18 protein-coding genes, 1 other RNA gene and 2 pseudogenes are annotated in these 24,566 nt (G+C 32.1%); 14 read left to right on the top strand and 7 right to left on the bottom strand.

What is annotated here, in order from left to right:
• Positions 1-8 precede the first annotated feature (8 nt).
• Genes nuoI through OQH62_RS02085 form a run of 7 tightly spaced genes read left to right on the top strand, consistent with a single transcriptional unit; the run spans position 9 to position 8,540 of the window.
• Positions 9-680: an NADH-quinone oxidoreductase subunit NuoI gene (gene nuoI, locus OQH62_RS02115; RefSeq protein WP_266013168.1), complete on the top strand. Its 672-nt coding sequence runs from the start codon at positions 9-11 to the stop codon at positions 678-680.
• Positions 677-1,195, top strand: a complete 519-nt coding sequence (locus OQH62_RS02110; RefSeq protein ID WP_266013166.1) for an NADH-quinone oxidoreductase subunit J — start codon at positions 677-679, stop codon at positions 1,193-1,195. The genes nuoI and OQH62_RS02110 overlap by 4 nt, the downstream gene beginning before the upstream one ends.
• Positions 1,192-1,485: an NADH-quinone oxidoreductase subunit NuoK gene (nuoK, locus tag OQH62_RS02105; protein WP_266013164.1), complete on the top strand. Its 294-nt coding sequence runs from the start codon at positions 1,192-1,194 to the stop codon at positions 1,483-1,485. The genes OQH62_RS02110 and nuoK overlap by 4 nt, the downstream gene beginning before the upstream one ends.
• Positions 1,486-3,282: an NADH-quinone oxidoreductase subunit L gene (gene nuoL / locus OQH62_RS02100; RefSeq protein WP_266013162.1), complete on the top strand. Its 1,797-nt coding sequence runs from the start codon at positions 1,486-1,488 to the stop codon at positions 3,280-3,282. It abuts the gene before it with no gap.
• A gap of 1 nt (position 3,283) precedes the next feature.
• On the top strand, positions 3,284-4,771 hold the full coding sequence (locus OQH62_RS02095; protein WP_266013160.1) for an NADH-quinone oxidoreductase subunit M: 1,488 nt from the start codon (positions 3,284-3,286) through the stop codon (positions 4,769-4,771).
• Positions 4,761-6,152, top strand: coding sequence for an NADH-quinone oxidoreductase subunit N (locus tag OQH62_RS02090; protein ID WP_266013158.1), 1,392 nt, complete (start codon positions 4,761-4,763; stop codon positions 6,150-6,152). Before OQH62_RS02095 ends, OQH62_RS02090 begins: the two co-directional genes overlap by 11 nt.
• A 21-nt stretch (positions 6,153-6,173) precedes the next feature.
• Positions 6,174-8,540, top strand: a complete 2,367-nt coding sequence (locus tag OQH62_RS02085; protein ID WP_266013156.1) for a tetratricopeptide repeat protein — start codon at positions 6,174-6,176, stop codon at positions 8,538-8,540.
• 6 nt (positions 8,541-8,546) lie between these two features.
• Here the strand turns inward: OQH62_RS02085 and typA are convergent, their stop codons facing one another.
• Positions 8,547-10,355: a translational GTPase TypA gene (gene typA, locus OQH62_RS02080; RefSeq protein WP_266013154.1), complete on the bottom strand. Its 1,809-nt coding sequence runs from the start codon at positions 10,353-10,355 to the stop codon at positions 8,547-8,549.
• Between the two features lie 132 nt (positions 10,356-10,487).
• Between typA and OQH62_RS02075 the strand changes: the two genes are divergently transcribed.
• The 5 genes and pseudogenes from OQH62_RS02075 to ffs all read left to right on the top strand — a co-directional run bounded on the left by OQH62_RS02075 (position 10,488) and on the right by ffs (position 14,993).
• Positions 10,488-10,814, top strand: coding sequence for a hypothetical protein (locus tag OQH62_RS02075; RefSeq protein ID WP_266013152.1), 327 nt, complete (start codon positions 10,488-10,490; stop codon positions 10,812-10,814).
• 7 nt (positions 10,815-10,821) lie between these two features.
• Entirely contained in the window at positions 10,822-12,378 is a 1,557-nt protein-coding gene (locus OQH62_RS02070; protein ID WP_266013150.1) for a flagellar hook-length control protein FliK, read from the top strand.
• A 54-nt stretch (positions 12,379-12,432) separates the two neighbouring features.
• Positions 12,433-13,164, top strand: a pseudogene (locus OQH62_RS02065) (flagellar basal body rod modification protein); the annotation flags it as partial.
• A gap of 26 nt (positions 13,165-13,190) precedes the next feature.
• Positions 13,191-14,828 (top strand): flagellar hook-basal body complex protein, encoded by a 1,638-nt coding sequence (locus OQH62_RS02060; protein ID WP_266013148.1) that lies wholly within the window; start codon positions 13,191-13,193, stop codon positions 14,826-14,828.
• Between the two features lie 67 nt (positions 14,829-14,895).
• Positions 14,896-14,993, top strand: an RNA gene (gene ffs, locus OQH62_RS02055) — signal recognition particle sRNA small type.
• Between the two features lie 93 nt (positions 14,994-15,086).
• Here the strand turns inward: ffs and OQH62_RS02050 are convergent.
• From OQH62_RS02050 to queC, 3 genes are read right to left on the bottom strand one after another with little or no spacing between them, the layout of a single operon-like run.
• Entirely contained in the window at positions 15,087-15,932 is an 846-nt protein-coding gene (locus OQH62_RS02050) for a radical SAM/SPASM domain-containing protein (protein ID WP_266013146.1), read from the bottom strand.
• 3 nt (positions 15,933-15,935) lie between these two features.
• Complete coding sequence (mutY, locus tag OQH62_RS02045; protein ID WP_266013144.1) at positions 15,936-16,952, bottom strand: A/G-specific adenine glycosylase; 1,017 nt, start codon at positions 16,950-16,952, stop codon at positions 15,936-15,938.
• Positions 16,949-17,623: a 7-cyano-7-deazaguanine synthase QueC gene (queC, locus tag OQH62_RS02040; RefSeq protein WP_266013143.1), complete on the bottom strand. Its 675-nt coding sequence runs from the start codon at positions 17,621-17,623 to the stop codon at positions 16,949-16,951. The genes mutY and queC overlap by 4 nt, the downstream gene beginning before the upstream one ends.
• 83 nt (positions 17,624-17,706) lie before the next feature.
• Here queC and OQH62_RS02035 point away from each other — a divergent pair, with 83 nt between their 5' ends.
• Positions 17,707-18,933 carry an HD domain-containing protein gene (locus OQH62_RS02035; protein ID WP_266013141.1) on the top strand — a complete coding sequence of 409 codons (1,227 nt, stop codon included), beginning with the start codon at positions 17,707-17,709 and terminating at the stop codon, positions 18,931-18,933.
• Between the two features lie 148 nt (positions 18,934-19,081).
• Here the strand turns inward: OQH62_RS02035 and OQH62_RS02030 are convergent, their stop codons facing one another.
• The 3 genes and pseudogenes from OQH62_RS02030 to carB form a co-directional block, all read right to left on the bottom strand.
• A complete protein-coding gene (locus OQH62_RS02030) occupies positions 19,082-20,146 on the bottom strand; it encodes a DNA-methyltransferase (RefSeq protein WP_266013139.1) in 1,065 nt (354 codons plus the stop codon).
• Between the two features lies 1 nt (position 20,147).
• A pseudogene (locus tag OQH62_RS08785) lies at positions 20,148-20,940 on the bottom strand (HpyAIV family type II restriction enzyme).
• Positions 20,930-24,202: a carbamoyl-phosphate synthase large subunit gene (carB, locus tag OQH62_RS02015; RefSeq protein ID WP_266013133.1), complete on the bottom strand. Its 3,273-nt coding sequence runs from the start codon at positions 24,200-24,202 to the stop codon at positions 20,930-20,932. The pseudogene OQH62_RS08785 and the gene carB overlap by 11 nt, the downstream one beginning before the upstream one ends.
• A 141-nt stretch (positions 24,203-24,343) precedes the next feature.
• On the opposite strand from carB, the gene OQH62_RS02010 reads away from it, so the two are divergent.
• Positions 24,344-24,556 carry a hypothetical protein gene (locus OQH62_RS02010; protein WP_266013131.1) on the top strand — a complete coding sequence of 71 codons (213 nt, stop codon included), beginning with the start codon at positions 24,344-24,346 and terminating at the stop codon, positions 24,554-24,556.
• Positions 24,557-24,566 lie beyond the last annotated feature (10 nt).

Raw genomic sequence — 24,566 nt, 5'->3', positions numbered from 1 at the left:
GATTTGAAATGAAAAATTATTACTTAGTTGATGAAAAAAGAAAAACTTCTCTTAATTCTTGGCAAAAAATTCTACAAGCTTTAAAAAGAAGTATCAAGCTTGAACTTTTCGTCGGTCTTTTTGTTGTTATGCGTGAAATGCTTAAAAGAGGTAATAGTGCGACAATAAAATATCCACTTGAAAAAGTTAAGCTTGACACACGATACAGAGCTGTACACAGACTGATGCGTTTTATAGAAAGTGAGAATGAAAGGTGTATAGGTTGTGGGCTTTGTGAGAAAATTTGTATTTCAAATTGCATAAGAATGGAAACTTCTTTAGATGAATATGGTCGTAAAAAAGTAGGTAATTATAGTATTAATTTAGGTCGTTGTATTTATTGTGGTTTTTGTGCTGAAGTTTGTCCAGAGCTTGCTATAGTGCACGGTGTAGAATATGAAAACGCAGCCCAACAGCGGTCATATTTTGGTTTTAAAGAAGACTTCTTAACTCCAATAGACACTTTGAAAAATCAAGTCGAATTTGAAGGAGCTGGGAGTTTAAGAAAGGATTCTGATATTTTAGTAAAGAAAACGCCAAACTATTATGAAGTATTGCAGCAAAGAGAAAAAGAGCTTTGCAATGATGAACATTGTGCTATTCCTGATAATACAGATGGTACTCAAGGAGAGAAACAATGATAGAACAACTTTCTTTTTATTTTTTTGCTGTTATAGTTTTAGCCTTTTTCTTAGTAGCAGTTTTAAGTAAAAATATGCTTTATGCTCTTTCGGCTCTAGCCGGTGGAATGGTTTTTCTATCGGGTATCTATTTTTTACTTGATGCTGAATTCTTAGGCGTAATTCAAATTATAATATATAGCGGTGCTGTGCTTGGGCTTTATAGTTTTGCAATGATGTTTTTTGACGCTGGAAGCTACTTTAAAGAAACATTAAAAGCAAAAAAGACTTTTTTTGTGCTTATAGTTTTAAGTACTTTTTTGCTTTTAATCGCATTTTGGACTTTTAAGTATCAAAACATTAGTACAGATTTGGCTTTGCAGGAACTTGAATTTTTTGATTCTAATAAACAACTTGCCCTTGCTCTTTTTACAAAATACCTCCTTGCCTTTGAATTTATAGCTATTTTACTTTTAATTGCTCTTGTTTGTGCCATAGTATTGACACACAAAGAGCTTAGTAAGGAAAATAAATGATAGAAAAATATTTCATACTTGCTATTTTAATGTTTGTTGTTGGTTTAATAGGCATTTTAAAAAGACAAAACCTCCTTATGCTTTTTATTTCAAGTGAAATTCTCCTCAACGGTGCAAATGTAGCTTTAGTCGCTGCTTCAAAAATGCATTCTGATTTAAATGGGCAAGTTTTTGCTCTTTTTGTAATGGGCGTAGCTGCTTGTGAAGTTGCTGTTGGCGTGGCTTTATGTGTACTTTGGTATAGAAAAAAAGGCACTTTGGAATTGAAAAGCTTGAAAGAGGAGTTATAAATGCAAAGTCTTGCTCTAGTTTCATTTTTTGCCCCTTTTATAGCATTTCTTTTTGCAAGTTGTTTTTCCCTTAGTAAAAAGAGTGTACTTGTTGGTTTTATCTGTTCTTTTCTCATTGTTTTAAGCACGGTATCTTCTTTGGTTTTGCTTGTAAAAAATGAAGATTTCAATATAAGCTTCTTCGAATGGATAAGTATTATAGGCTTAAATTTTGGTTTTGATATTGATGCTCTTTCGCTTGTGATGATGAGTGTTGTTGGTGTAGTAGCAAGCTGTGTGCATTTTTATAGTATTTTTTATATGAAAGAGGATGAGGGTTTTAATAAGTTTTTTGCTTATTTAGGACTTTTTGTCTTTGCGATGATGTTTTTAGTGATGAGCGATAATTTTCTCGGGCTTTTTGTAGGATGGGAAGGTGTTGGACTTTGTTCTTGGTTACTCATTGGTTTTTGGTATAAAAATGATAACTATTCTTTTGCTGCTAATGAAGCTTTTATAATGAACCGCGTTGCCGATTTAGGAATGCTTTTAGGTATTTTTTGGTTGTACTTACAAATGGGTACTTTAAAATACGATGAGGTTTTTAGTCTTGCTCAAAGTACAGATCATATTGCTTTGATTATAATTGCTACTTGTTTATTCATTGGAGCTATGGGTAAATCGGCACAGTTTCCTTTTCATACTTGGCTTGCTGATGCTATGGCCGGACCTACACCTGTTTCTGCTCTTATTCACGCTGCAACTATGGTAACAGCAGGTGTATATTTGGTTATACGCGCAAGTGCTATCTATGATTTAGTATTTGAAGTGAGTTATTTTATTGCTCTGCTTGGATCTTTTGTGGCACTTTTTGCTGCTTCTATGGCTTTAGTTGCAAGAGATTTAAAACGTATTATCGCTTATTCAACTCTTTCGCAGCTTGGTTATATGTTTGTTGCCGCTGGACTTGGAGCGTACAGCATAGCTTTATTTCATTTAGTTACTCACGCCTTTTTTAAATCTCTGCTTTTTTTAGGAGCAGGGAATGTGATGCACGCTATGAATGATAATTTAGATATTAAAAAAATGGGCGGGCTCTATAAAACTATGAAAATTACAGCAATTTTTATGACCATAGCTTCTTTGGCTTTGGCAGGTATTTATCCTTTTGCTGGATTTTTCTCTAAGGATTTAATTTTAGAATATGCTTTTATTTCTTTTCACCACGGAATTTTTTTGGTACTTTTAATAACAGCTTTTTTGACAGCCTTTTATAGTTTTAGACTTTTAATGCTTGTTTTCTTCACAGAACAAAGACATCATTTACATCCTCACGAAGCTAGTAAAATAGCTCTTTTTGCAATGAGTCCTTTAGTGATTTTAGCTATTATTGCAGGTTTTTTTGAACATAGTTTTTTTGAGTATGTAAGTATTAAACTTGTTTTTATTGATGCACAGACTTTTTCGGTTGTGATTTTATCAATTGTTTTTGCAGTACTTGGAGTTATTATATCTATTCTTGCTTATCAAAAATCTTGGTTTAAAGAAAGCATAGAAAAGAATACAATTCATAAACTTTTGAGTAATGATTATTATATACCGCAACTGTATCACCGTTTTTTAGTGCAAAAATATGAGAGTTTATGTACGATTTTCAAACATTGTGATGTGTATATTTTTGATGCCATTGTTGAAAAAATTGCTTGTTATATTACATTGCTTTCGCGTAAAATCATTGTTCCAAATAGTCTTTCTTTAATGCTTTATTTTCTTATTGGTAGTTTTGGACTTTTACTTTTTTTAGTGTGGGTGGTATAAAATGCTTAATTTATTAGTTTTTCTGCCTTTACTTGCTGCTTTTATTGTCTTACTTTTAAACCGTGGTGGAGTAAAAGTTTTCAGTGTTGTAGCAAGTTTGCTTATTTTGTTGCTAAATAGTATTGTGTTTAAAGATTTTTTAGCGGGTGTCAATTTTGAATACAATTTTTCCTTAGGTTTGATTCAATTTTTCAATTATCATATAGGGGTTAATAGTACAGCTCTTATTTTAATGCTTTTATGTTCTTTAATGATTTTTCTTTCTTTCGTTTTTTTAAAAATAGAACAAAAAGCAATGGTAGCTTGTATTTTCTTTCTAGAATTTGCTATGATAGGGCTTTTTGCTTCTTTAGATGGTTTGCTTTTTTATGTTTTTTGGGAATTTTCTCTTTTGCCTTTGCTTTATATTATGGGTATATATGGTAAAGATTTTAGACCCGGAGTGAAATTTTTTCTTTATGCCTTTTTTGGTTCGGTTTTAATGCTTGTCGCACTTTTGTATCAGGCTTATTTAACCTATAAACTTTTAAATATTTGGACTTTTGACTTAGAAATTTGGAAAAGTAATGCTTCTGCTACAAATTTGACCGAGCAACTTTTACTTTTTCTTGCTTTTTTTATAGCTTTTGCTATCAAATCCCCACTTTTTCCTTTTCATACTTGGGCACCAAAAGTGTATGCGAATTCTCCTATTTTAGTTTCTGTTATGCTTGTGGCTTTTAAAATGGCACCTTTTGGGTTTTTGCATTTTTCTCTCCCGCTTTTTCCTGATGCAAGTGTGTATTTTATGCCTTTAATTATAGCCTTGTGTATAGTTAGTATAGTGTATTGCGCTTTCATTGCTTATAAGGCTACACAACTAAAAGAACTTATAGCTTACAGTTCTTTTTCACATCTTGGTGTGATAATACTTGGAATTTTTTCTTTCAATGCTTTAGGTATTAGTGGTTCAGTTTTTTATATGTTTGCTCACGGGCTTGTAACGGGTGCTTTATTTTTAATGACTGAAATTTTATATCAAAAATATAAAACTCTTGATATTTCTTTCTACCATTCTTTAGCGAACAAGGCTCCTGTATTTTCTATATTTTTTCTTTTAGTTGTACTTGCAAGCATTTCTTTGCCACTGACTCTTTCTTTTGTTGGCGAATTTTTAATACTCTTAGGAGTTGCAAAACTCAATTTCCTTTATGCTCTTTTGGCTGGTTTGGTGATTATCTTAACTGCAGTATATATGTTAGCTGTATTTCGCAGAATGTTTTTTATGAGTAAAGATACTGAACTGATAGGTTTTAATCTGCATTTAAGAGAAATTTTTACCCTTATTTTTGTTGTAATTTTGATTTTTGCTTTAGGCATTGCTCCAAAAATTTTTTTAGAACCATTACACAAAGACGCTAATGTTTTATTGAAAATAATGAATGAAAGAGCTGTGGAGAGTGATTCTTTAAATTTTTTATCTCAAATAGGAGAAAACAATGTTCAATGAACTTTTAGACCTCCAAAGCCTTAATATAAGCTTGTCTTATCCTTTTTTGTTTTTAATAGCTATAGCCACTTTACTTTTGTTGTGTTCAGCATTTTATAAATTTCACTGCAGTTTTTACGTTGCCATTGGTGCTTTATCTTTATGTATATCTTTCTTTTTATTGCTTTCAAATGTTAGCAAACAAGGTTTTACTGCTAAAGCTTTTTTAGATACTTTAAACAATGATATACTTGCATTTTATGCAAGTTGTATTCTTTTGCTTTTTGCTTTTTTCTATCTTTTGATTGAAAGGGAGGAAAAGCAAGCTGAATTTTATAGTCTTTTCTTGTTTATGGTAGCTTCCTTTGAATTGATGGTCTCAAGTTCAAATTTAATACTTATTTTTATAGGTCTTGAATCTTCTTCTCTTGCCCTTTATACTCTTATAGCAATGAGAGGAACAACAAATGCTATTTCAAGTGCTATAAAATATTTCACTCTTGCAGCAGTAAGTTCTGGTTTTTTTGTACTCTCTTGTGCTTTTATTTATATGAAAACGGGTACTTTAGATCTTTCAAAAGCTTTTGTTTGGAATCGCGAAAGTAAAGACATTTTTCTTTTAAGTGCCGGTGTGTGTATCTTTGTGCTTTGTGCTTTAAAACTTTCTTTAATTCCTTTTCATTTTTGGTTACGCGACGTGTATTCTGCTGCAAGAACTAATTTAGTTGCTTTTATTTCTGTTGTACCTAAAATAGCTATTTTTGTCGTAATCATTCGTATTTTTGCTTTTTTGAGGAATACAGGTTTTGAAAGTATTGTTGTTATTGTAACGCTTTTTTCTATGTTTGTAGCTGCTCTAGCAGCTCTTGTACAAACAGATTTAAAAAAAATGTTTGCATACAGTTCCATAGTGCATTCTTCTTTTGTTTTAACTGCTTTGATTCCTTTGTTGCAAAACCAAGGAGATGATTTAAGCCCTCTTTTAAAATCTCTTTTTATCTATTGGGTGTTTTTTGCCTTTGCAAATTATGGTGTATTTTTGATTTTGAGCAGATATAAGAGAAGTTTGTATGAAAGCGTAAATGCCCTTTTATACAAAAAACCTCTTATAGCTTTTTCACTTAGTATTTGCGTGCTTTCATTGGCTGGAATTCCTCCTTTTGGAGTGTTTTGGGGTAAAGTGATGGTTTTGCAGAATATGATTAATTGGGGATATTGGTATATAGCACTTTGTATAGCATTAGTTTCTGTGATTATACTTTATGCGTATTTTAAAATCATCATTCATATTTTTTTTATCAAGGAAAGAAGTTCAAAAGCTTTAAGACTTGATATGAAGCAAAATTGTATTTTATTGCTTTGTGTATTTGCAAGTGTTTTTGCTGTATTGTTTCTATTATAAGAGTTTTGTTATAATAGATGTATGAGAATTGTAGTTATATTAATATGTACTATTATCAAACTTTTTGCTTTTGAGCTTGTTTTAAACACTGGCAGACAAGATAATGAGCCTTTTGCAATATTACATCTTACAAATGGACTTGAATTTACTTGCCAACAAAAAGATATTGAAGGGACGATGTATTTTGAATGTATTATCGCAGGTATGGTAAATAATGAACTCCAAAATCAGAATTTTGCTGCTTTTGATTTGACTTTTAACAAGGAAGAACAAAAGATTACAATCATAATCACTCCAAAAATGCGTGCAAGAATGTTTGACTTGTCTCAAAATATCTACCAAGATAAAGAACTTAGTTCTTCAATCTCTCACAAATCAAAAGGTTTTACTTTTGTTTTTACCCCTTTTCTTGATGCAGTTAAGCAAGATAATGGATTAGACTTTTCTATAGATTTTCCACACGAAAGTTTGCCTTATATTGGAGCTCTTGACTTAAATTCAGAACCTGTATTTATCCCTCAAAGTGCTGATATTAACACTTATATTCGAATCAAGAATCAATTTGAAAAAGCCAATTATGCTCAAGTTGCTGTTGATGCGCAAAATGCTATAAACCGTTACAAAAAAAGTATTTTTATGAGTGAATTTATTTTATATAAACTTAGGGCTCAAGCAAAACTTTATACAGAGGATCCATCAATACGAAATCAAGAAATTTTAGAACAAATGATACAAGAGGCAAAAAATTGGACAAGAACCTATACAAGTGATAAGAATTTTCCAGAAGTGTTAAATATTATGTTGCGTACTTATATTGTTCTTGCTCGCAGGTCAGATGTGGATTATATAATGTCTATTGTGGAAAATGAGTTTGCAGACAATTATTTTGCTGAACTTTCAAAACTTGATTATGCAGATTATATCTATAATCTAGGAGAGAAAGAAAGAGCAGTGCAGATGTATGAAAACGTTTATTTTGGTACAAAAAATTTAGATCTTGCTGCAAGAGCTGCTGTGCTTTTAGCTAAAAATGAACTTTTAAATACCAATATCCAAAGAGCTATGCAATATGTGCAGACTATTTTACAGGCAAATCCTAAGTATTTTGGCAAGGATATAAAAAAGTCTTTAGAGCTTGCCAAACTTTTTGCAGACAAGAAACATTTTGATACTAGTGCTAATATTTATAAAAATACATTTTCTGTAATGCCAAGAATCAATCCAGATTATGAAGAGACTTTAAAAAATTTGGCTTTAGTTTTAACACAGAGTTCAAATCCAAATGAAGCTGAAAAATATATCAATCTTTACAAAGATGAGTATTTTGATGGAAAGTACTTGACTGATATTAACAAAGCAAGTGATGAGGTTTTTCTTTTTCTTGGTGATAATAATGCAAGCTTATTGCATAAAAAATATCAAGATATTTTTAATCGCTATCTTGTACAGGATGAAAATATAGCTAAAAAAGCCCTTAATGAGGACATAAAACTCTATTATAAAGAAGGCAATATCAGTGCTATTTTAAATCGTAAGAATGAAATAGAAAAAGCTCAAATTCCAAGTGCAAGTAAGTTTTTAGAACAGGCAGCTGTGCAAACTTTAAAAAATCAACTTCAAGAAGATGATTGCATACAAGCTGTACAAACTTTTAATCAGTTTACTTCTTATGATATAGGACAAAAGATTGACAATAAAAAACAAATGCTTCAGTGTTTTCAAAGGACTTCAAGAAAAGAACAGGCTTTGATGTATGCAGATAAAAATTTTGATGAAGACAGTGTTTTTTATGGTTTGCAAAAAGCAAATATGCTTTTTGATGATAAGCAGTATGCAAGAGTTGTGGATATTGCGAAAAATATAGCAAATTCAAAGATTTTAAAAAGTGAAGAAGAGCAATTTAGAGCCTATTATTTGCAATTTGTTTCCTATTTAAAACAGGGAGATTATAACCAAGCCGTTAAAATTTTACAAATTTTAGAAAGTTTTACTCCAAATTTTACTCTTATTGAATCGTATGTTTCTTTACTTAATTATGCTAATGAACATAATATGCAAACTACGATTTTAAATTACGCGCCAAAGGCCATTGATTACCAGAATTTAAAAGGAGTTAATCTTTTTAGTCCAAATTTAGAATTTATGTATTTAGAAGCTTTGCAAAAAGAATCAAGTTATGATGAGTCGTTAAGTATTTTACAAGATCTTCTTAAATTAAGACTTTCAGATGAGGATAGAGCAAGAGCTTTGTATATACAAAGCAGGGTTTATGAAAAGATAAAAGATACGCAGAAGCAAAAAGAAAGTTTAAAGCTTTGTATAGAGCTTGAGACGAATTCAAGTTGGCAAGATTTGTGCCGCGATAAAAATCAAATTTTGCAAGAATAAAAAATCTTAAGACTTTGTTTTTTCCATTCTTTTTCTTTGATTTTGATCTAAATATCTTTTTCTAACTCTTATATTAAGAGGAGTTACTTCGACAAGTTCATCTTCTTCTATCCATTCTAACGCTCTTTCCAGACTTAATTTTCTTGGTGGTACAAGCTTTATGGCATCATCACTTCCACTTGCTCTAACATTAGTAAGATTTTTACCTTTGATGGGATTCACATCCAAATCATTTTGACGAGAGTGTTCGCCTATTATCATACCTGTATAAACTTTAGCACCCGGTTCTATAAAAAGCACACCTCTTTCTTGCAAATTAAAAAGAGAATATCCTAAAGCCGCACCATTTTCCATAGAAATTAAGGCTCCGTTGGCTCTTTTTTCTACAACTCCACTAAAAGGGCGAAATTCCAAAAAGCTATGATTCATCACCCCTTCACCTTTTGTATCTGTTAAAAACTGACTTCTAAAACCTATTAATCCTCGTGCAGGAATTTCAAACTCAAGTCGTGTTTGTCCATCTCCTGTAGGATTCATTGCTTTCATCTCAGCTTTTCTTTTTCCAAGTTTTTCTATAATAACTCCGCTAAATTCATCAGGTGTGTCTATGACCAAATGTTCATAAGGTTCTGTTTTTATTGAATTTTCAATTTTCACTATCACTTCAGGTCTTCCCATACAAAATTCAAAGCCTTCGCGTCTCATATTTTCTGCTAATATAGTGATTTGAAGTTCTCCTCTACCGCTGACTTTAAATTTTCCTTCCCCTCCGCTTTCAAATTTCATTGCTATATTTGTTTTCATTTCAGCTTCTAATCTTTGGGCTATTTTGTTTGAAGTAATGTGTTTTCCTTCTGTTCCACTTAAGGGTCCATCATTGACAGCAAAAACTATGCTTAAAGTCGGCTCTTCTATATGAAGAGGATCAAGTGGTTGTGGATTGTTTGGATCGACTATACTATCCCCCACATCTAAAGCTTCAAAACCTGCAATGGCGACAATATCTCCGCTATAAGCCTCATCAATATCCATTTTTTCAAGTCCCATAAACCCTATAAGCTTTGAAATTCTGCCATTAAGTTTGCTTCCATCTGCTTTTGCAAGCATAACATTTTGATTTTTTTTCACAGTACCATTAAAAATCCGTGCTATGCCTATTTTTCCAACAAAATTATCATATCCTAAAGTAAAAACTTGAAGTTGCAAAGGGTTTTCATTTGTTCCACTTGGAGCTGGAACGCGTTCTAAAATAGTTTGAAAAAGTGGTTCCATAGTAGAGCTTTGGGATTCTAAATCCAATTTCGCATAGCCATTTTTTGCTGCTGCATAAACTATGGCAAAATCAAGCTGCTCATCATTTGCCCCTAAAGCAACGAAGAGGTCGAAAATTTCATTAATCACTCTTTCAGGATCTGCTGCAATTTTATCAATTTTATTAACAACTACTATGGGCTTTAGTCCTAAAACAAGAGCTTTTTTCACGACAAATTTTGTTTGAGGCATTACACCTTCTTGTGCATCAACTAAAAGTAAAACACCATCGACCATTTTAAGCACCCTTTCAACTTCTCCGCCAAAATCAGCGTGTCCGGGAGTGTCTATAATGTTGATTTTTGTACCCTTATAAACAATAGCTGTGTTTTTTGAAAGTATAGTAATACCGCGTTCTTTTTCTATGTCATTGCTATCCATAACGCGTTCTGTGATTTGCTCTCTTTCGCTGAAAGTTCCTGATTGTTTTAACAGTTCATCGACTAGAGTTGTTTTTCCGTGATCAACGTGAGCTATAACAGCGATATTTCTAATATTTTCCAAGCTTGTCTCCAAAATTAAATTAAAAGCCTGTATTATATATGATTTTTGCTTATTATAGCATAAAATTAAAAGTTGGAATGCTTTTTGCTTTTATATGCACAAGTAATGAAATTTTAAAAAAAGAGGTGTACAATGTCAAAACCACTTAATAAAGAAATCTTAGCTGATTTTTGCGTAGAACTTGTTAATAGAAAAAGTGAAATTTTACTCCAAGCTTTAGAGCTTTTAGAACGTTTAAGAACGAATACAAGCGATTCGCTCTTGCGAATTCCAGCTGAGCTTACAGAGCTTTTAAATGGTGAAGAAAATTTTGAAAAAATTGTGAATACGAAAAATGTAGAAGAACTCGCAGAACTTTTAAGTCAATACTCTACCGATTCTATGATAAAAGTTTATGAGAATAATTATTTAAAAGCTAAATTCCCTATTTTAGCTCAAAGTCAATTTTTAGATATTTAGGAAGAAAATGTCTAATATAGTTGCACAAAAAAATGAACTTACAGCTCTAAGTAAGCTAAGTACAAGTAATTCTCACAACAAACAGAGTATTCATAAAACAGATGAGTTAGAAAATAGTGAGAGTTTTCTTCATACTTTGTTAAAAGAAAGCGATATATTCTTGTTTGATTCTTTGCAAAAAGACAAACAAGAAATTATGGGTCAAGTAATGATGAAGCTTGAAAATAGTCTTTTTGATGAAAATGATACTGTAAGTTTTTTTGAATCAGCTTCATTTATGCAAATACTCTCTTTACTTGAAAAGCTTCAAGTTGATACGAGTGAAATAAAATTCAATCAATTATCAAATCAAATAACTCAAATTCTCAAAAGTGAAGAGCAATTTAGTGCTCTCAAAGAGGTTAGTACCTTAGCTGAGCTTTTAGATATGGTTGAAGATTTAGGATTGGAGCTTAAAAATATAAAAGTTGAACATTTGTCTGATTTGAAAACTGCCTTTCCAAATTTGGAAAAGGCGCATTTTTTTACAGGCAAGATAGAAGATTCTTTTCAAAAAGTAATTAGCGAGAAAATAGCCGATATAAGCAAGAACATTCCTCAAAATGTACATTTTGAAAATATTCTTTCTAAAAAGACTGAAAAAGAACAATCTCTCCTTTCTCAAATTTTAAAAAAATTGGATTCTTTGGATAAAGAGGAGGATTTAAATGATTTGATTGTAAGGCATAAAAATGAAAAAAATCAAGGCGATCTTGTAAAAGCTAATTTAGAAAATGCAACAAAAACTCAAATCCTTTCAAATAAAGAAAATAATACAATGGCAAATGACAGCAATAGAAAGAATGAAAATAGAAATGATTTGAATAATAATATGAGTGAAAGCAAAAAAAGTGTGCCTGTAACTCAAAAAGAATTCGATAAAGTTTCTAACAAAGAATCATATAAAGAACAAAGAAAAGATTCAAGCGATCTTGTAAAAGCTAATTTAGAAAATGCAACAAAAACTCAAATCCTTTCAAATAAAGAAAATAATACAATGGCAAATGACAACTCTTTGAAAGAAGAATTGACACAACACAACAAAACGGGTAATGATTCAATGAAAAATACTTTAGATGAACTTAATTCTTTGCTTAAGGATATGAGTAAATCAGCACACAGTTCTATGAAAAATCCTGTTAAAGAAACTTTGAAGTATTTTTCTCACGATTTGAAAGAAGCTATAGAGCAGTATAAAGCACCAGTTACAAAGCTTAGTATTACTTTAAATCCTTCAAATTTAGGTGAGGTTGAGGTTACTTTAATGCAAAGAGGTAACAATTTGCATATTAGTTTTAATTCAAATACTGCTACGATGAATATTTTTATTCAAAATCAAACTGAATTTAAAAATTCGCTTGTTAATATGGGATTTACAGGACTTGAAATGAATTTTAGCGATCAGGGTAAAAAAGAACAGAATCAAGGTAAGAATCGTAGTGCTTATGGTTTTAAAGAGGCTTTAGAAAATTCTGATGAAGAACAAAAACTGAATCTAGAGTTTGTTTTAGCAAAATATTTCTAAGTTGGAATACATTTTGCTTTAATGTAATTAATTTTTATATAAGGAGTTGTTGAAATGGTAACGCAAACAGATTGGAAAGATTGGAGACAAAATACAGACACTACTGCTGCTTCAACTACTAGCACTTCTTCTAGTGGTACAGTGGCAAATCCAAAAGCTACCCTTGATAAAGATGCTTTTTTAAAACTTCTTTTAATAGAACTTCAGCATCAAGATCCAACCGAACCTATGGATAGTGAGAAAATGCTTACTCAAACCTCACAACTTGCTGCTTTGGAAATGCAGCAAAATACAAATTCAACTATGCAAAAAATGGTTGAGACAATGGACAAGCTTTCTCAATCTTTCAGCACAGCGATGAATTCTTCTGCTATTAGTGCTATTGGACGTACGGCAACTATTGATGACACAGTAAAGCTTAGTGGGCAAAATACAAATATTACAATGAGTTTTTATATGCCTGTAAGTTCAAACGAACAGGGTGTAAATTTAGAAGTGTATGACAAAGATAACAAGCTTGTATATAATACAAAATTAGATGAAGGAAAGTCTGTCGGACCAGGACTTTATAGTGTTGAATGGAATGGTAGAAATAATGATGGTGTTTATGCTGGAGACGGAGAGTATAGTGCAAAACTAGTTTATAATGACAAAGCACTTGGCCAAAAAGTTACATCAAATTATGGTAGTTATCCTATTGATGCAATTCGCTTTAAAGACGGTCAAACGATTGCAAAAATAGCTGGAAAAGAAGTGAAGTTTGATGATATAAAAGAAATTTCTGATCGAGGTTTTTATTAAAGGCAAAACAAATGATGAAGGCATTTTATAATGGAGTTTCTGGGGTAAAAAGCAGCAGTTTTGGTATTGATTTAAGTGCGCATAATATATCTAATGTTAATACTACCGGTTTTAAGTATTCTAATGCTGAATTCAAAGATATTTTTTACAGCAAGGTTAGCTCACAATCGACAAACCCTGCACAAAGCGGTTATGGTTCAACACCATCAGCCTCTAAACTTGTTTTTTCTCAAGGACCAATTAGTGCAAGTGAGGGCGAATTTGATGTGGCTTTGCAAGGCAAAGGTTTTTTTGGTGTGTTAGCACCTGATGGAAATACATATTACACAAGAAATGGTGCTTTTAGACGAGATGGAAGTAGTCGTTTAGTTGATTCGTATGGAAATTTTGTGCTTGGGACTATGAATCCTGCTTTTTCTGCCATTGCTTATAGTCAAAGAGTGTCTGGTTTAATGGGTCAATATCTCAATACAGGTGCCCCTGTTAGTAGTGGTTTTACTATCAATTCAAGTGAAAATTTTAATAGAGCCGCAAGTGGTGCCCAAAGTGTACTTTCAGTGCCTGTGAATATGTATATTCCACCACAGACAACGCAAAATATTAATTGGTATGGAAATTTAAACAGCGATACAAAATTACAAACAGTTAAAGTTGAACTTGATACAAATGAAATTACACTTACAAAAACAGCTGATAATAAATATATAGCAAGTGGTAAAGTAGGTAAAGATGAAGTTATTAGTGCTAAGGCTGGAGATATAATTATTTTAAATTTTGCTGATGATTTTGGATCAAGGACGAGTTTCGAAACCCTTTTAGATGAAAATTTGAATTTTACTAGCAACGCACTTGATATAAAAGGGCTTGATTTAAATTCTCTTAAGCTTGTTTCTGCTCAAATTGCCACAGAACAAGAAAAATCAAATCAAGATATACTTGAATCACCTGTTTATAATGCTGATGGAAGCAGGTCTTTTGTAAGAGTGGTTGTAGAAAGAATTTTGCCTCAAGTTAATGATGATATAGAGTACAAAGCAAATGCCCAAATTTATAATTCTGATAATGAGCCCCTTGGTGAAGAAGTGCAAGGGACTTTAAAATTTGATAAAAATGGGGCTTTGCGAGAAAGTACGCTTACAACTATTAACAATCCAAATGGTGGAGCTATTGCCCTGAATTTTGGTACTCCTTTTAATCCAGAGCAAGTTGGTTCGGGTTATAGCGGAGTTTATGTACAACCCGGAAAAGAAAAAAGTGTTTCTTACCGTCAAGATGGTCTTGCTGAAGGCTTTTTTAATAAATATCAAATATCTGACAGAGGCGACATAGTGGCGCAGTTTAGCAATGGCAAAACTCATATAATAGGCAAACTTGCTCTTTATAATTTTATCAATGAAGAAGGTTTATTTGCTATGGGTGATAATGTGTTTGCTGCCACACAAAAGAGCGGTGAAGCAAGTTTTATTTTAAGTAACGGCGAAGTTGTGGATACAGCCAAATTTAAAGGGGGTAATTTGGAGTTATCAAATGTTGATTTAAGCAATGAGCTTACACAGCTTATAGTTACACAAAAAGCTTTTGATGCAAGCTCTAAAAGTATTACAACAAGTGATCAGATGATACAAAGAGCCATTAATATGAAAAAATAAAGAGAATATTCATTAATATTTTCTCTCAAATGCTTTTAAGCCTTTTTAGTTATAATTTTCTCGCCTTTTCTTAGACCTGTGCAACGTCTTTTTTAAGCACCGCTTCAGGGTGGGAACACAGCAGAGCACTTGAATTTTGCGTGTGCCGCAGTCATCTGAGGGAAGGTTTATTGCTATTTTCTTCGTTTTCGTAATACATATTTTACTCTATTGATTAAGCTACGACTTTTAAGAATACTATGAAATGTTTGAAGTCGATTAGGCTTTGTTTTTATGAAATTCACAGCTTTGACACAAAGCTTCTTTGCGTTTGCCTTGTCTAAAGTCCTCTTTGATGTTTTGTAAGAATGGTGAATGCAATAAAACACTAAAATCTTCTTTAAAAACATTGCCTAAATTAATATCGCCTTGAGTGTCAAAACAACACGGCACTAAAGTTCCATCGCTTAAAATCCCTATTTGTTCTTTTAAAGCGTGACAGTATCCTTGTTCATTTTTGTTTTTGTGCTTTGGATTTGGCCACTCAAAAAGTCTTTTTTGATGGAGAATTATTTTTCTTGCAAGTTTTCTTTTTAATGTGTCAGGTTGAATTTGAACCTGAAAATGTGAGGATAAAATCGCATAAATAATTTCATTTTCTTTTGGGGCTTGATATTCTTGATTTAAATTCCATAGTCTTAAATTGATAAAAGCTTGATTTTTTTGTTCTAAGTGGGCTTTGCACAGCTTTAATATAGGGTTAAAGTATTGTTGTATACTCGTGTTTTTTTGTGAGAGAAAAGCCATTAAAGAGATGTTAATTTGGTAAATATTGTCAAATTTTAAAAGCAGGGTATGATTTTTTGGATTCAAATAAAAACCGCTTGTTGTTAGTTCAAGTTTCATTCTATGATTTTTTGCGATTTGTATGTATTCTTCTAGATTATTCAATAGCAGAGGATCGCCTAAGATATGAAAGGTAAAAAGTTCTGCTTTATCCCAAATTTGTGCGCACAAAATGGAAAATTTTTCAAGACTCATTATTCCACGAAGTTCTTTTTTTGAGGGACAAAAAGTACATTTTAAGCCGCACTTATCGCTAAGTTCTATGTATATTTTTTTCATAGTTTATTTTTTTTGAAGATATTTGAGAGCTTTTAAAGAGAGTGCAGATAAGGGCATAGTATCGAGTTCTTCAATAGTTTTAAATTCATACTCATTAAGTCTTTGTGAAGTTTTGTAGTGATACATCTTTATGTAAAGCTTATATTTGGTATAGCTGTGTTTGAATTCCCCTAAAAACTTTGCTTTTTTATTGTTGTGTGTGGTATTTGTACAAGGAAAATTATACAGTCCATTATAGAGTTTTTCTGTGCTTTTTTGTACCGCGAATGTTGCATTGTGTTCGATGAAAAAAAGTTTTAAATCACGTCTTTGATACAGGGTTTTTTTCTTCTTATAGTATAAAGCAGGAGAGTATTTGCCTTTGCAAGTTTCATATAAAGGACAAAGCCCGCATTTTGGATTGTTGGGAAGACAAACTAAAGCACCAAGATCTAGCAAAGCTTGATTATGATTGAAAGCATCTTCTGTGTTTAAGAAAGAATCTGCTCGTGTTTGAAGTTCCTTTGGATTAGGATTTTCAAGACCAAAAAGACGACTTAAAACGCGTGCTATATTGCTGTCAAAAAAACTTACTGCTTGATTAAATCCAAAACAGGCTATGGCTCCTGCTGTGTAAGCACCAACACCACTTAAGCTTTGTAGAGCTTTTAGATCTTGAGGCAGATTTCCATTAAAGTTCTGCATACACTCAAGTGCAGATTTTTTTAGATTTCTTGCACGAGTGTAAAATCCAAGTCCTTGCCACGCCTTTAAAAGTTCATTGTCGTTAGCCTTTGCAAGACTTTCAAGATGAGGAAATTGACTCAAAAATGGGAAATAAAAATTTTCAAGCACTCTTTTTACTTGCGTTTGTTGTAGCATTATTTCGCTAATATAGACTCCATAGGCTCTTTGTATATTTTGTATTTTTTTATCACACAGAGGACTTTCTAAATTCCTCCAGGGCAAATTTTTGCGTCCATTTTTTTCATACCAAAGAAGTAAATTTGAATGCAGAATATGAAAATGGTGTTTTTTCATATTTTATACTTTATTGTGTCTGCAATCTTAGCTTTTTGAAAACCCTTGAGACGAAGTAAGCAGCTATCGCATTCTCCACACGCTTCATTTTCATTTTCATAGCAGGACCAAGTAAGCTCTAAAGGAACCTTTTCTTGGAGTGCTAAAGTAACAATTTCGTCTTTATGAAGATGTAAAAGAGGGGCTTGCAAATGTACTCTAAAGTTAGCACTTGTACCATTGTTGATAAAAAGTTCTGCTTGTTTAAGAAAGCTTTCTGTACAATCAGGATATCCACTTCCATCATCTTCAATAATTCCCAAAAAAATGCTTTCACAATATTCTTTTTCGGCTAAACTTCCTGCTATACTTAGAAAAATTCCATTGCGAAAAGGTACGTAGGTTTTTGGTAAGGAATTGTTTGTTTTGAAAAGTTCATTTTTGGGTACAGCTATATTGGTATCAGTTAAGGCATTAGCACCTATAATTTTTAAGAAATCTGCATTGAAAATAAATGATTTTTGCACCTTTAAAGCTCTGCAAATATTTTCAAAACATTCTCTTTCTTTCTTTTGAGTTCTTTGTCCATAATCAAAATGTAAAGCGATGAGTTCATACCCTTGTTTCTTTGCTAAGTATGCACTCACAGTGCTGTCCATTCCACCGCTTATTATGCAAAGTGCTTTTTTCATTCCTCTCCTTTTTGGCTATTGTAGCGAATTTTGGACTTTAAACAGATAATTTATGCTAAAATTTATAAAAAAGGATGCATTGAATGATAAAGATACAACTCATAGAACATATATTTAAAGCTGCTTCGATAAGCCGTTGGAATGATTATCCTAGAATGGCAAATTTGGTAGAACTTGACAAGCAAGCACATAAATTCATCATCGCTTATTTTATCGCTAAAATGGAAAAAGATGTGAATATGAAAGCCCTTATTGAAGGCGGGATTTTTGAGTTTTTAAGCCGCGTTATTGTTACTGACATTAGACCTGATGTCTACCATCAAATTGTTCATCAAAAAAAAGATGAGGTAAATGTTTGGGTATTAAGTCATATAGAGCCTATGGTAGAAGATATTGAGGAAGGAAATTTTTTAAAGAGATTTCAAAATTATTTACAAGGTGATTCGTATAACAAAGAAAGGCTGATATTAAAAGCTGCTTCGTATTTTGCAACCAGATGGGAGTTTAATATAGTCTATCAAACTTCAGCTTTTTTAAGTGATATTGATGAGATTAAAACAAAAGTTGAAGAGGAGCTTGAGGATTATTATGAATTGATAGGTGCAAGGAAGATAGCCTTAAATCAAAAAATCGCTAAAATTATAGATTTAAGCGGTCGTCTTCGCTTTCAAAAGAGATGGGCGCAAACCCCTCGTATCCCTGAAACTGCTGTTTTAGGACATATGCTTGTAGTGGCTGTTTTAAGTTATTTTTATTCATTGAAAATACAAGCTTGTGAAAAAAGACTTGAAAATAATTTTTATTGTGCTTTATTTCACGATTTACCAGAGAGTTTGACTCGTGATATTATAAGTCCTGTAAAATATGGTATAGACGGCTTACACACTCTTATTAATGAATATGAAATGAAACTTGTAAATGAAAAAATTTTGCCTTTTATTCCTCAGGATTTGCAAAATGAATTTTCTTATATTTTAGGCATACGTGAAGGAAGGACCGGAGAGTTTAGATTTGTAAAGAATGAGTTTGAAAATCGTACTTTTAAAAATGGTATTGTAGAGCTTTGTAGCGGAAGTTTAAGCTCTTTTAATACGAATGAATTTGGTGCTATTGACGGAAAAGCTTTAAAGTATTGTGATAAATTGGCAGCTTTTATAGAGGCGGGACTTTCTATAAGTTATGGAGTAAAATCAAAAGAGCTTGAAAATGGTTTTGAAGATATGTTTGTTTTTTTTAAGAACAATAGAACTATAGATGGGGTCAATTTTTTTGAGCTTTGTGAGAAATTACGGGACTATTTTAGAATTTAAATTGTTTTTTTGAGTTTTTACTACTTTGCAGAAGAGAATTTGTTTGAAAAATCGTTCTTAAGAAAAGTTGTATCAGTAAAAAACTTTTTCAATATTAATTCAATGGTGCCAAAAGGTATATTCTAGGTTTGTAGTAACTCTATTTTGACTAGTGTGGATATTTTTGATACTCATATCTTAAATTATTTAAACTGATGAAAGAATCATTATGATAAATGTAAAAAAATTGCCAGCCATTATAATTTTCTTTGCCCAAGTGTTTTGCTGCCATTTGATGAATACTTAATGTTTCCTCACCATCGCTCACTTTTTCATCATCAAGTAACAAGCATATATAGTTTTTGTTTTTATCGTATAATTTTGCTTTTTGAGGCAATAATTTTACATCTTGGAGTGCTTTTAAACTTACTTTTGGAGGTTTTGTTTCAAGCTTTCCTGTGCTTATATCATTTTCAATACTGCTAATCTGTCTGATTCTGCTTTCAGATATTTTGATATATGTTTCATTTTGTTCTATACCTATGTAGTGTCTTTTAAATTTCTTTGCGATTGCTCCGGTTGTGCCTGTACCAAAAAATGGATCAAGCACGATATCGCCTTTTTTTGAGCTTGAAAGTATGATTTTTTCAAGTAAGGCTTCTGGTTTTTGAGCAGAATGAATCTTTTTTCCATCCCTTCCTTTTAAACGCTCATTTCCTATGCAAATTCCTATGTTCCACACGGATTTTTCCTGCTTGTTTTCATTTAAAAATTTCATTGTTTTATAGTTAAAAGTGTATTTTGAATTTTTATTTTTTGCACACCAAATGAGTGTTTCGTGGGCGTTGCAAAATCTTGAGCCTCTAAAATTTGGCACAGGGTTTGGCTTTGACCAAATTATATCATTAAGTATCCAAAAGCCCAAATTCTGCATTATATAGCCTATTCTAAAGATATTTTGAAAAGAGCCTATAACCCAGATAGTTCCATTATCTTTAAGCACTCTTTGACACTCCTTAAGCCAAGCGGTGCAAAATGTATCATAATGTTCTAAAGAATCAAATTGATCCCACTCATCTTCCACTCCGCTAAATTTTTCTCCACTTGCACGTAAAAGCTCTCCTTGTGTTTGCATAAAATAAGGCGGGTCAGCAAAGATTACATCTATGCTTTTATCAGTTAAAGTTTTAAGAAGTTCTACACAATCTCCTTGTAAAATTACATCTTTTTTCATTTTAAAGTCCTTTTAAATTTTTGCCTGTGGGAAAAAGTTCGTTTCTTAAATCTATAAAGTCAGCTTTGTTTGAAAGTAAACTTCTGATGAGTTTTGGTTCTTGTCTTTTTATTTTTAAAAGAGCTGATTTTATTTCATCACTCGCATCAAAATCTGGCACACTAAGAATTTCAGCACTTCTTTGGTTTTTATTTGTTTGTAAATGAGAAATAATCTCGTCCCAAATATCCATCCTAGAAAATAAAATTTCAAACAATTCTTTGCCATAAAAAAGTGAAATTGCAACTTCATTATCCGTATTATTAGAGATTTGTTCTGTGTAATAGTTTTTATTTTTCTTTAGGCTATCATCGCTAAACCACATACAATTTAATTCTTTTGTTTAGAAAGTTTTGTTTTAGAGCTTTAATTTTTTTAATTAAATTTGCATATTGATCCCGTTTTTTTGTGCTGTCGTGATCATCTCTAATCTTTTGCTCTATAAGGTTATCATCCCTAGTAAAAATTTGATTGGCATTTAAACGATTAGAGTTTTCATCAACGCCTATATTTTTATCTAAATTTTCATAACCCATTTCTTGGATATAAGCGGTTAAAATTTCCTGAATAAAATCGCCAAATTTAATCTCACAACTTTGAGTGAGATTTTGAATGAGTTTTGTTTTAGTATTTGTAATTCTAAAAAGTCCTGTATATCGTTTAGGATTTTTTAACACATTGAGCACAATTTCATACTGCAAATCATCGCCAAAAATTTTAGAATGCAATTTTTTATTAAACAATTCATACTTCACTTAACCACTCCTGCAAACTTTTTACCTCTAAGTGGCTTTTGGAACGTACCGCTCTTAAGGCTTTAACTGCGGCAAAAGAAGCCCTTAAATTAGTGAAATACGGAATATTAAAGCGTAAAATGCTAGCCCGTATTTTTTTCGTGTCATCTTTAAAACTTTTTTCATCGCTAGTATTGATGACTAAATTTATCTCGCCATTTTTAAGTTTATCTTCGATATTTGGACGGCCTTCTGAAATCTTGCACACAAGCTCACATTCATAACCTGCTTCTTGTATGGCCTTGCAAGTGCCTGTTGTAGCTATAAATTCAAAGCCAAGTTTTGAGTATTCATCTGCTATTGTTTTGGCATATTTTTTATCTTTTTCTTTTAAAGAGATGAAAATTTTTCCGCTTTCAGGTAAGATATTAAAAGCTGCCATTTGGCTTTTAGCATAGGAGGTTGAAAAATCTTCACTTATGCCCATAACCTCACCGGTTGAACGCATTTCAGGACCAAGCTCTAAATCACTTCCATTCAGTTTGGTAAAAGGAAAAACCGCTTCTTTCACACTAATATGCTTTAATTTTTTTGGTTTTAAAATTCCATTTTTTTCTTCTACTACTCCAAACGAATCGTAAAATTCTAAAGCTTCTTTTAATTTACCCTGCCACATTACTCGGGTAGCAACTTTTGCAAGTGGAATTCCTGTTGCTTTGCTAACAAAAGGCACGGTTCTGCTTGCTCTTGGATTGACTTCTAAGATAAAAAGTTCTCCATTGTGTAAAGCATATTGTATATTTAAAAGTCCTACTACTCCAAGATTTATGGCAATTTCTTTTGTTTTTTGTTCGATTAAGTCTAAAGTTTTTTCATCTATGTTTATAGGAGGTAAAGTACAAGCACTATCACCAGAATGCACGCCAGCCTCTTCTATATGTTCCATAATTGCCCCTATATAAATTTCTTTTCCATCGCTAATTGCATCAACATCAAGTTCTGTGGCATTATCTAAGAATTCATCGATTAAAACAGGGCTTTTTTCGCTTACCTCAACTGCTTCTTGCATATAAAGCCTTAATTCATTTTCATTATGTACTACTCGCATTGCTCTTCCTCCTAAAACATAGCTAGGACGTACAAGCACAGGATAAGAAATCTTGCTTGCTTCAAGTACAGCTTCTTCTACGCTTTTAGCTGTAGCATTTTTTGGCTGAGAAATTCCAAGCTTATTAATAAATTCACTAAATTTTTTTCTGTCTTCAGCCCTATCTATAACTCTTGCATCTGTTCCTATAATCTTTGCTCCAAAAGCACTAAGTCTTTTTGCAAATTTTAGCGGAGTTTGTCCTCCAAAATGTACAATAAGTCCATCGGGTTTTTCTTTTTCTATCACAGCTTTTAAATGTTCAAAATCAATAGGTTCAAAATAAAGCATATCGCTTGTATCATAATCTGTTGAAACTGTTTCGGGGTTACAATTATACATTATCGTTTTTAATCCTAAATCTTTGAGTGCGAAACAAGCATGTACACAAGCATAATCAAATTCTATACCTTGTCCTATACGATTAGGTCCACCACCTATAATCATTACTTTTTTTTCTTTTTTCTTTTTCGGTTCTGTTTTGCTTTGAGTGAGTTCAGAAGTATTAATACTTGAGTACAAATAAGGCGTAAGTGCTTTAAATTCTCCAGCACAAGTATCAACCTCACTAAATTCTGCTATGATATTGTGTTTCAATCTTGCATAGTAAATGTCATTTTGCGAGAGTTCTAAATTATCTTTTTTATTGACTAAATAGGCTATCATTTTATCCGAATACCCCATTGTTTTTGCTTTTCTTAGCAAAATTTTATCATTTAAAATGTCCATACCGATTTTGTCTTCAAACATTATAAGTTCTTTAATTTGATGTAAAAACCAAGTGTCAATTTTGCAAAGTTCATACAATTCATCTACTTTAAAACCTTCTCTAAAAGCCTGTGCTATATACAATAGTCTTTTTTCATTTGCATTTCGTATATGAAAAATGAGTTCATTAGTATCTTTGAAGCTAAGTGTGTTAAAACCACTGTAATTTCTCTCTAAAGAACAAAGGGCTTTTTGCAAACTTTCTTTAAATGTGCGTCCTATTGCCATCACTTCACCCACACTTTTCATTGCTGTTGTAAGTGAGGAGTCAGCACCCGGAAATTTTTCAAAGGTCCATCGAGGAATTTTTGTAACAATATAATCAACTACCGGCTCAAAAGAAGCAGGAGTTCCGGTAATGTCATTAGTAATTTCATCAAGACGAAATCCAACAGCAAGTAAAGTGGCAACTTTCGCAATAGGATACCCGGTTGCTTTACTTGCAAGCGCACTTGAACGTGAAACACGAGGATTCATTTCAATCACTATCATTCTTCCGTTTTTCGGATTTACAGCAAATTGTACATTTGAACCACCTGTATCCACGCCAATTTCTCTTAAAATTGCAAACGAGGCATTTCTCATTACTTGATATTCTTTGTCTGTAAGTGTTAGGGCAGGAGCTATTGTAATGCTATCTCCTGTATGAATTCCCATAGGATCAATATTTTCAATAGAACAAACAATGATACAATTGTCTTTGTTATCTCTAATAACCTCCATTTCATATTCTTTCCAGCCAAGCAGACTTTCTTCAATCAAAATTTCGTGTATCGGGCTAAGAGTTAAGGCTGTGTTTGCAAGTTCTTTAAATTCATCCATATTATAAGCAACGCCACTTCCAGCCCCGCCTAAAGTATAAGAGGCGCGTATCATCAAAGGAAAACCTATTTTAGAAGTTGCTTGCAAAGCTTCATCATAAGTATAGGCATACATTGATTTTGGTAAATCCATTCCTATCTTTTTCATACTTTCTTTAAAAAGCTGTCTGTCTTCACCTTTTTTAATGGCTTCTGGTTTGGCACCAAGAAATTCTACCCCCTGTAAAAGCCCACTTTCATAAACTTCCATAGCTACATTTAGTGCCACTTGACCGCCCATAGTTGGTAAAATAGCATCAACTTGTTCTTTTTTAATAATGGCTAAAACGCTTTCTTTTGTGATAGGTTCTATGTATGTGGCGTCTGCAAATTCGGGATCTGTCATAATAGTAGCTGGATTTGAATTAACAAGTACGACACGGTAGCCGAGTTCTTTTAAGGTTTTGACCGCTTGAGTACCTGAATAATCAAATTCACAAGCTTGTCCTATGACAATAGGACCGCTTCCTAGAAGTAAAATTGTATGTATATCTGTTCTTTTTGGCATAAATATTCCTAAGCTAAGTTTATGTAATTATAACAAAGCTTAGTTTTTTAAAACTTGAAAACTCAAAAATTAGAATATTAAAAGAGAACTTTAAATAAAAGTTGTATATAACGGAGCAATGTTTGCCTTGAAGGAAGTGAAATGTTTTTTGAAAAAAATCATACAGGATTTAAAAATTTTAAAAACTTGACAATTATCACGCAATTACGGCTGTTTTTTGGATTTTATGCAAATTTTTATGATTATTGTACTCTCTTTGTGTTTGAAAAATATCTTTTTTCATCTTTTTGCAATTTTTTCATAGCTTCACGACAAAGAGCCTTAGTTACTTCTTTTACACGAAGTAGCTCATAGGGTTTTATGT

It is taken from the genome of Campylobacter sp. MIT 21-1684 (assembly GCF_026241315.1).
Lineage (GTDB): Bacteria > Campylobacterota > Campylobacteria > Campylobacterales > Campylobacteraceae > Campylobacter_D.
This window is presented reverse-complemented; position numbering and strand designations above follow the sequence as displayed.

Coding starts and splice junctions, on each gene's coding strand:
- nuoI (WP_266013168.1), top strand. CDS start 9: ATGAAAAATTATTACTTAGTTGATGAAAAAAGAAAAACTTCTCTTAAT.
- OQH62_RS02110 (WP_266013166.1), top strand. CDS start 677: ATGATAGAACAACTTTCTTTTTATTTTTTTGCTGTTATAGTTTTAGCC.
- nuoK (WP_266013164.1), top strand. CDS start 1,192: ATGATAGAAAAATATTTCATACTTGCTATTTTAATGTTTGTTGTTGGT.
- nuoL (WP_266013162.1), top strand. CDS start 1,486: ATGCAAAGTCTTGCTCTAGTTTCATTTTTTGCCCCTTTTATAGCATTT.
- OQH62_RS02095 (WP_266013160.1), top strand. CDS start 3,284: ATGCTTAATTTATTAGTTTTTCTGCCTTTACTTGCTGCTTTTATTGTC.
- OQH62_RS02090 (WP_266013158.1), top strand. CDS start 4,761: ATGTTCAATGAACTTTTAGACCTCCAAAGCCTTAATATAAGCTTGTCT.
- OQH62_RS02085 (WP_266013156.1), top strand. CDS start 6,174: ATGAGAATTGTAGTTATATTAATATGTACTATTATCAAACTTTTTGCT.
- OQH62_RS02075 (WP_266013152.1), top strand. CDS start 10,488: ATGTCAAAACCACTTAATAAAGAAATCTTAGCTGATTTTTGCGTAGAA.
- OQH62_RS02070 (WP_266013150.1), top strand. CDS start 10,822: ATGTCTAATATAGTTGCACAAAAAAATGAACTTACAGCTCTAAGTAAG.
- OQH62_RS02060 (WP_266013148.1), top strand. CDS start 13,191: ATGATGAAGGCATTTTATAATGGAGTTTCTGGGGTAAAAAGCAGCAGT.
- OQH62_RS02050 (WP_266013146.1), bottom strand. CDS start 15,932: ATGAAAAAAATATACATAGAACTTAGCGATAAGTGCGGCTTAAAATGT.
- mutY (WP_266013144.1), bottom strand. CDS start 16,952: ATGAAAAAACACCATTTTCATATTCTGCATTCAAATTTACTTCTTTGG.
- queC (WP_266013143.1), bottom strand. CDS start 17,623: ATGAAAAAAGCACTTTGCATAATAAGCGGTGGAATGGACAGCACTGTG.
- OQH62_RS02035 (WP_266013141.1), top strand. CDS start 17,707: ATGATAAAGATACAACTCATAGAACATATATTTAAAGCTGCTTCGATA.
- OQH62_RS02030 (WP_266013139.1), bottom strand. CDS start 20,146: ATGAAAAAAGATGTAATTTTACAAGGAGATTGTGTAGAACTTCTTAAA.
- carB (WP_266013133.1), bottom strand. CDS start 24,202: ATGCCAAAAAGAACAGATATACATACAATTTTACTTCTAGGAAGCGGT.
- OQH62_RS02010 (WP_266013131.1), top strand. CDS start 24,344: ATGTTTTTTGAAAAAAATCATACAGGATTTAAAAATTTTAAAAACTTG.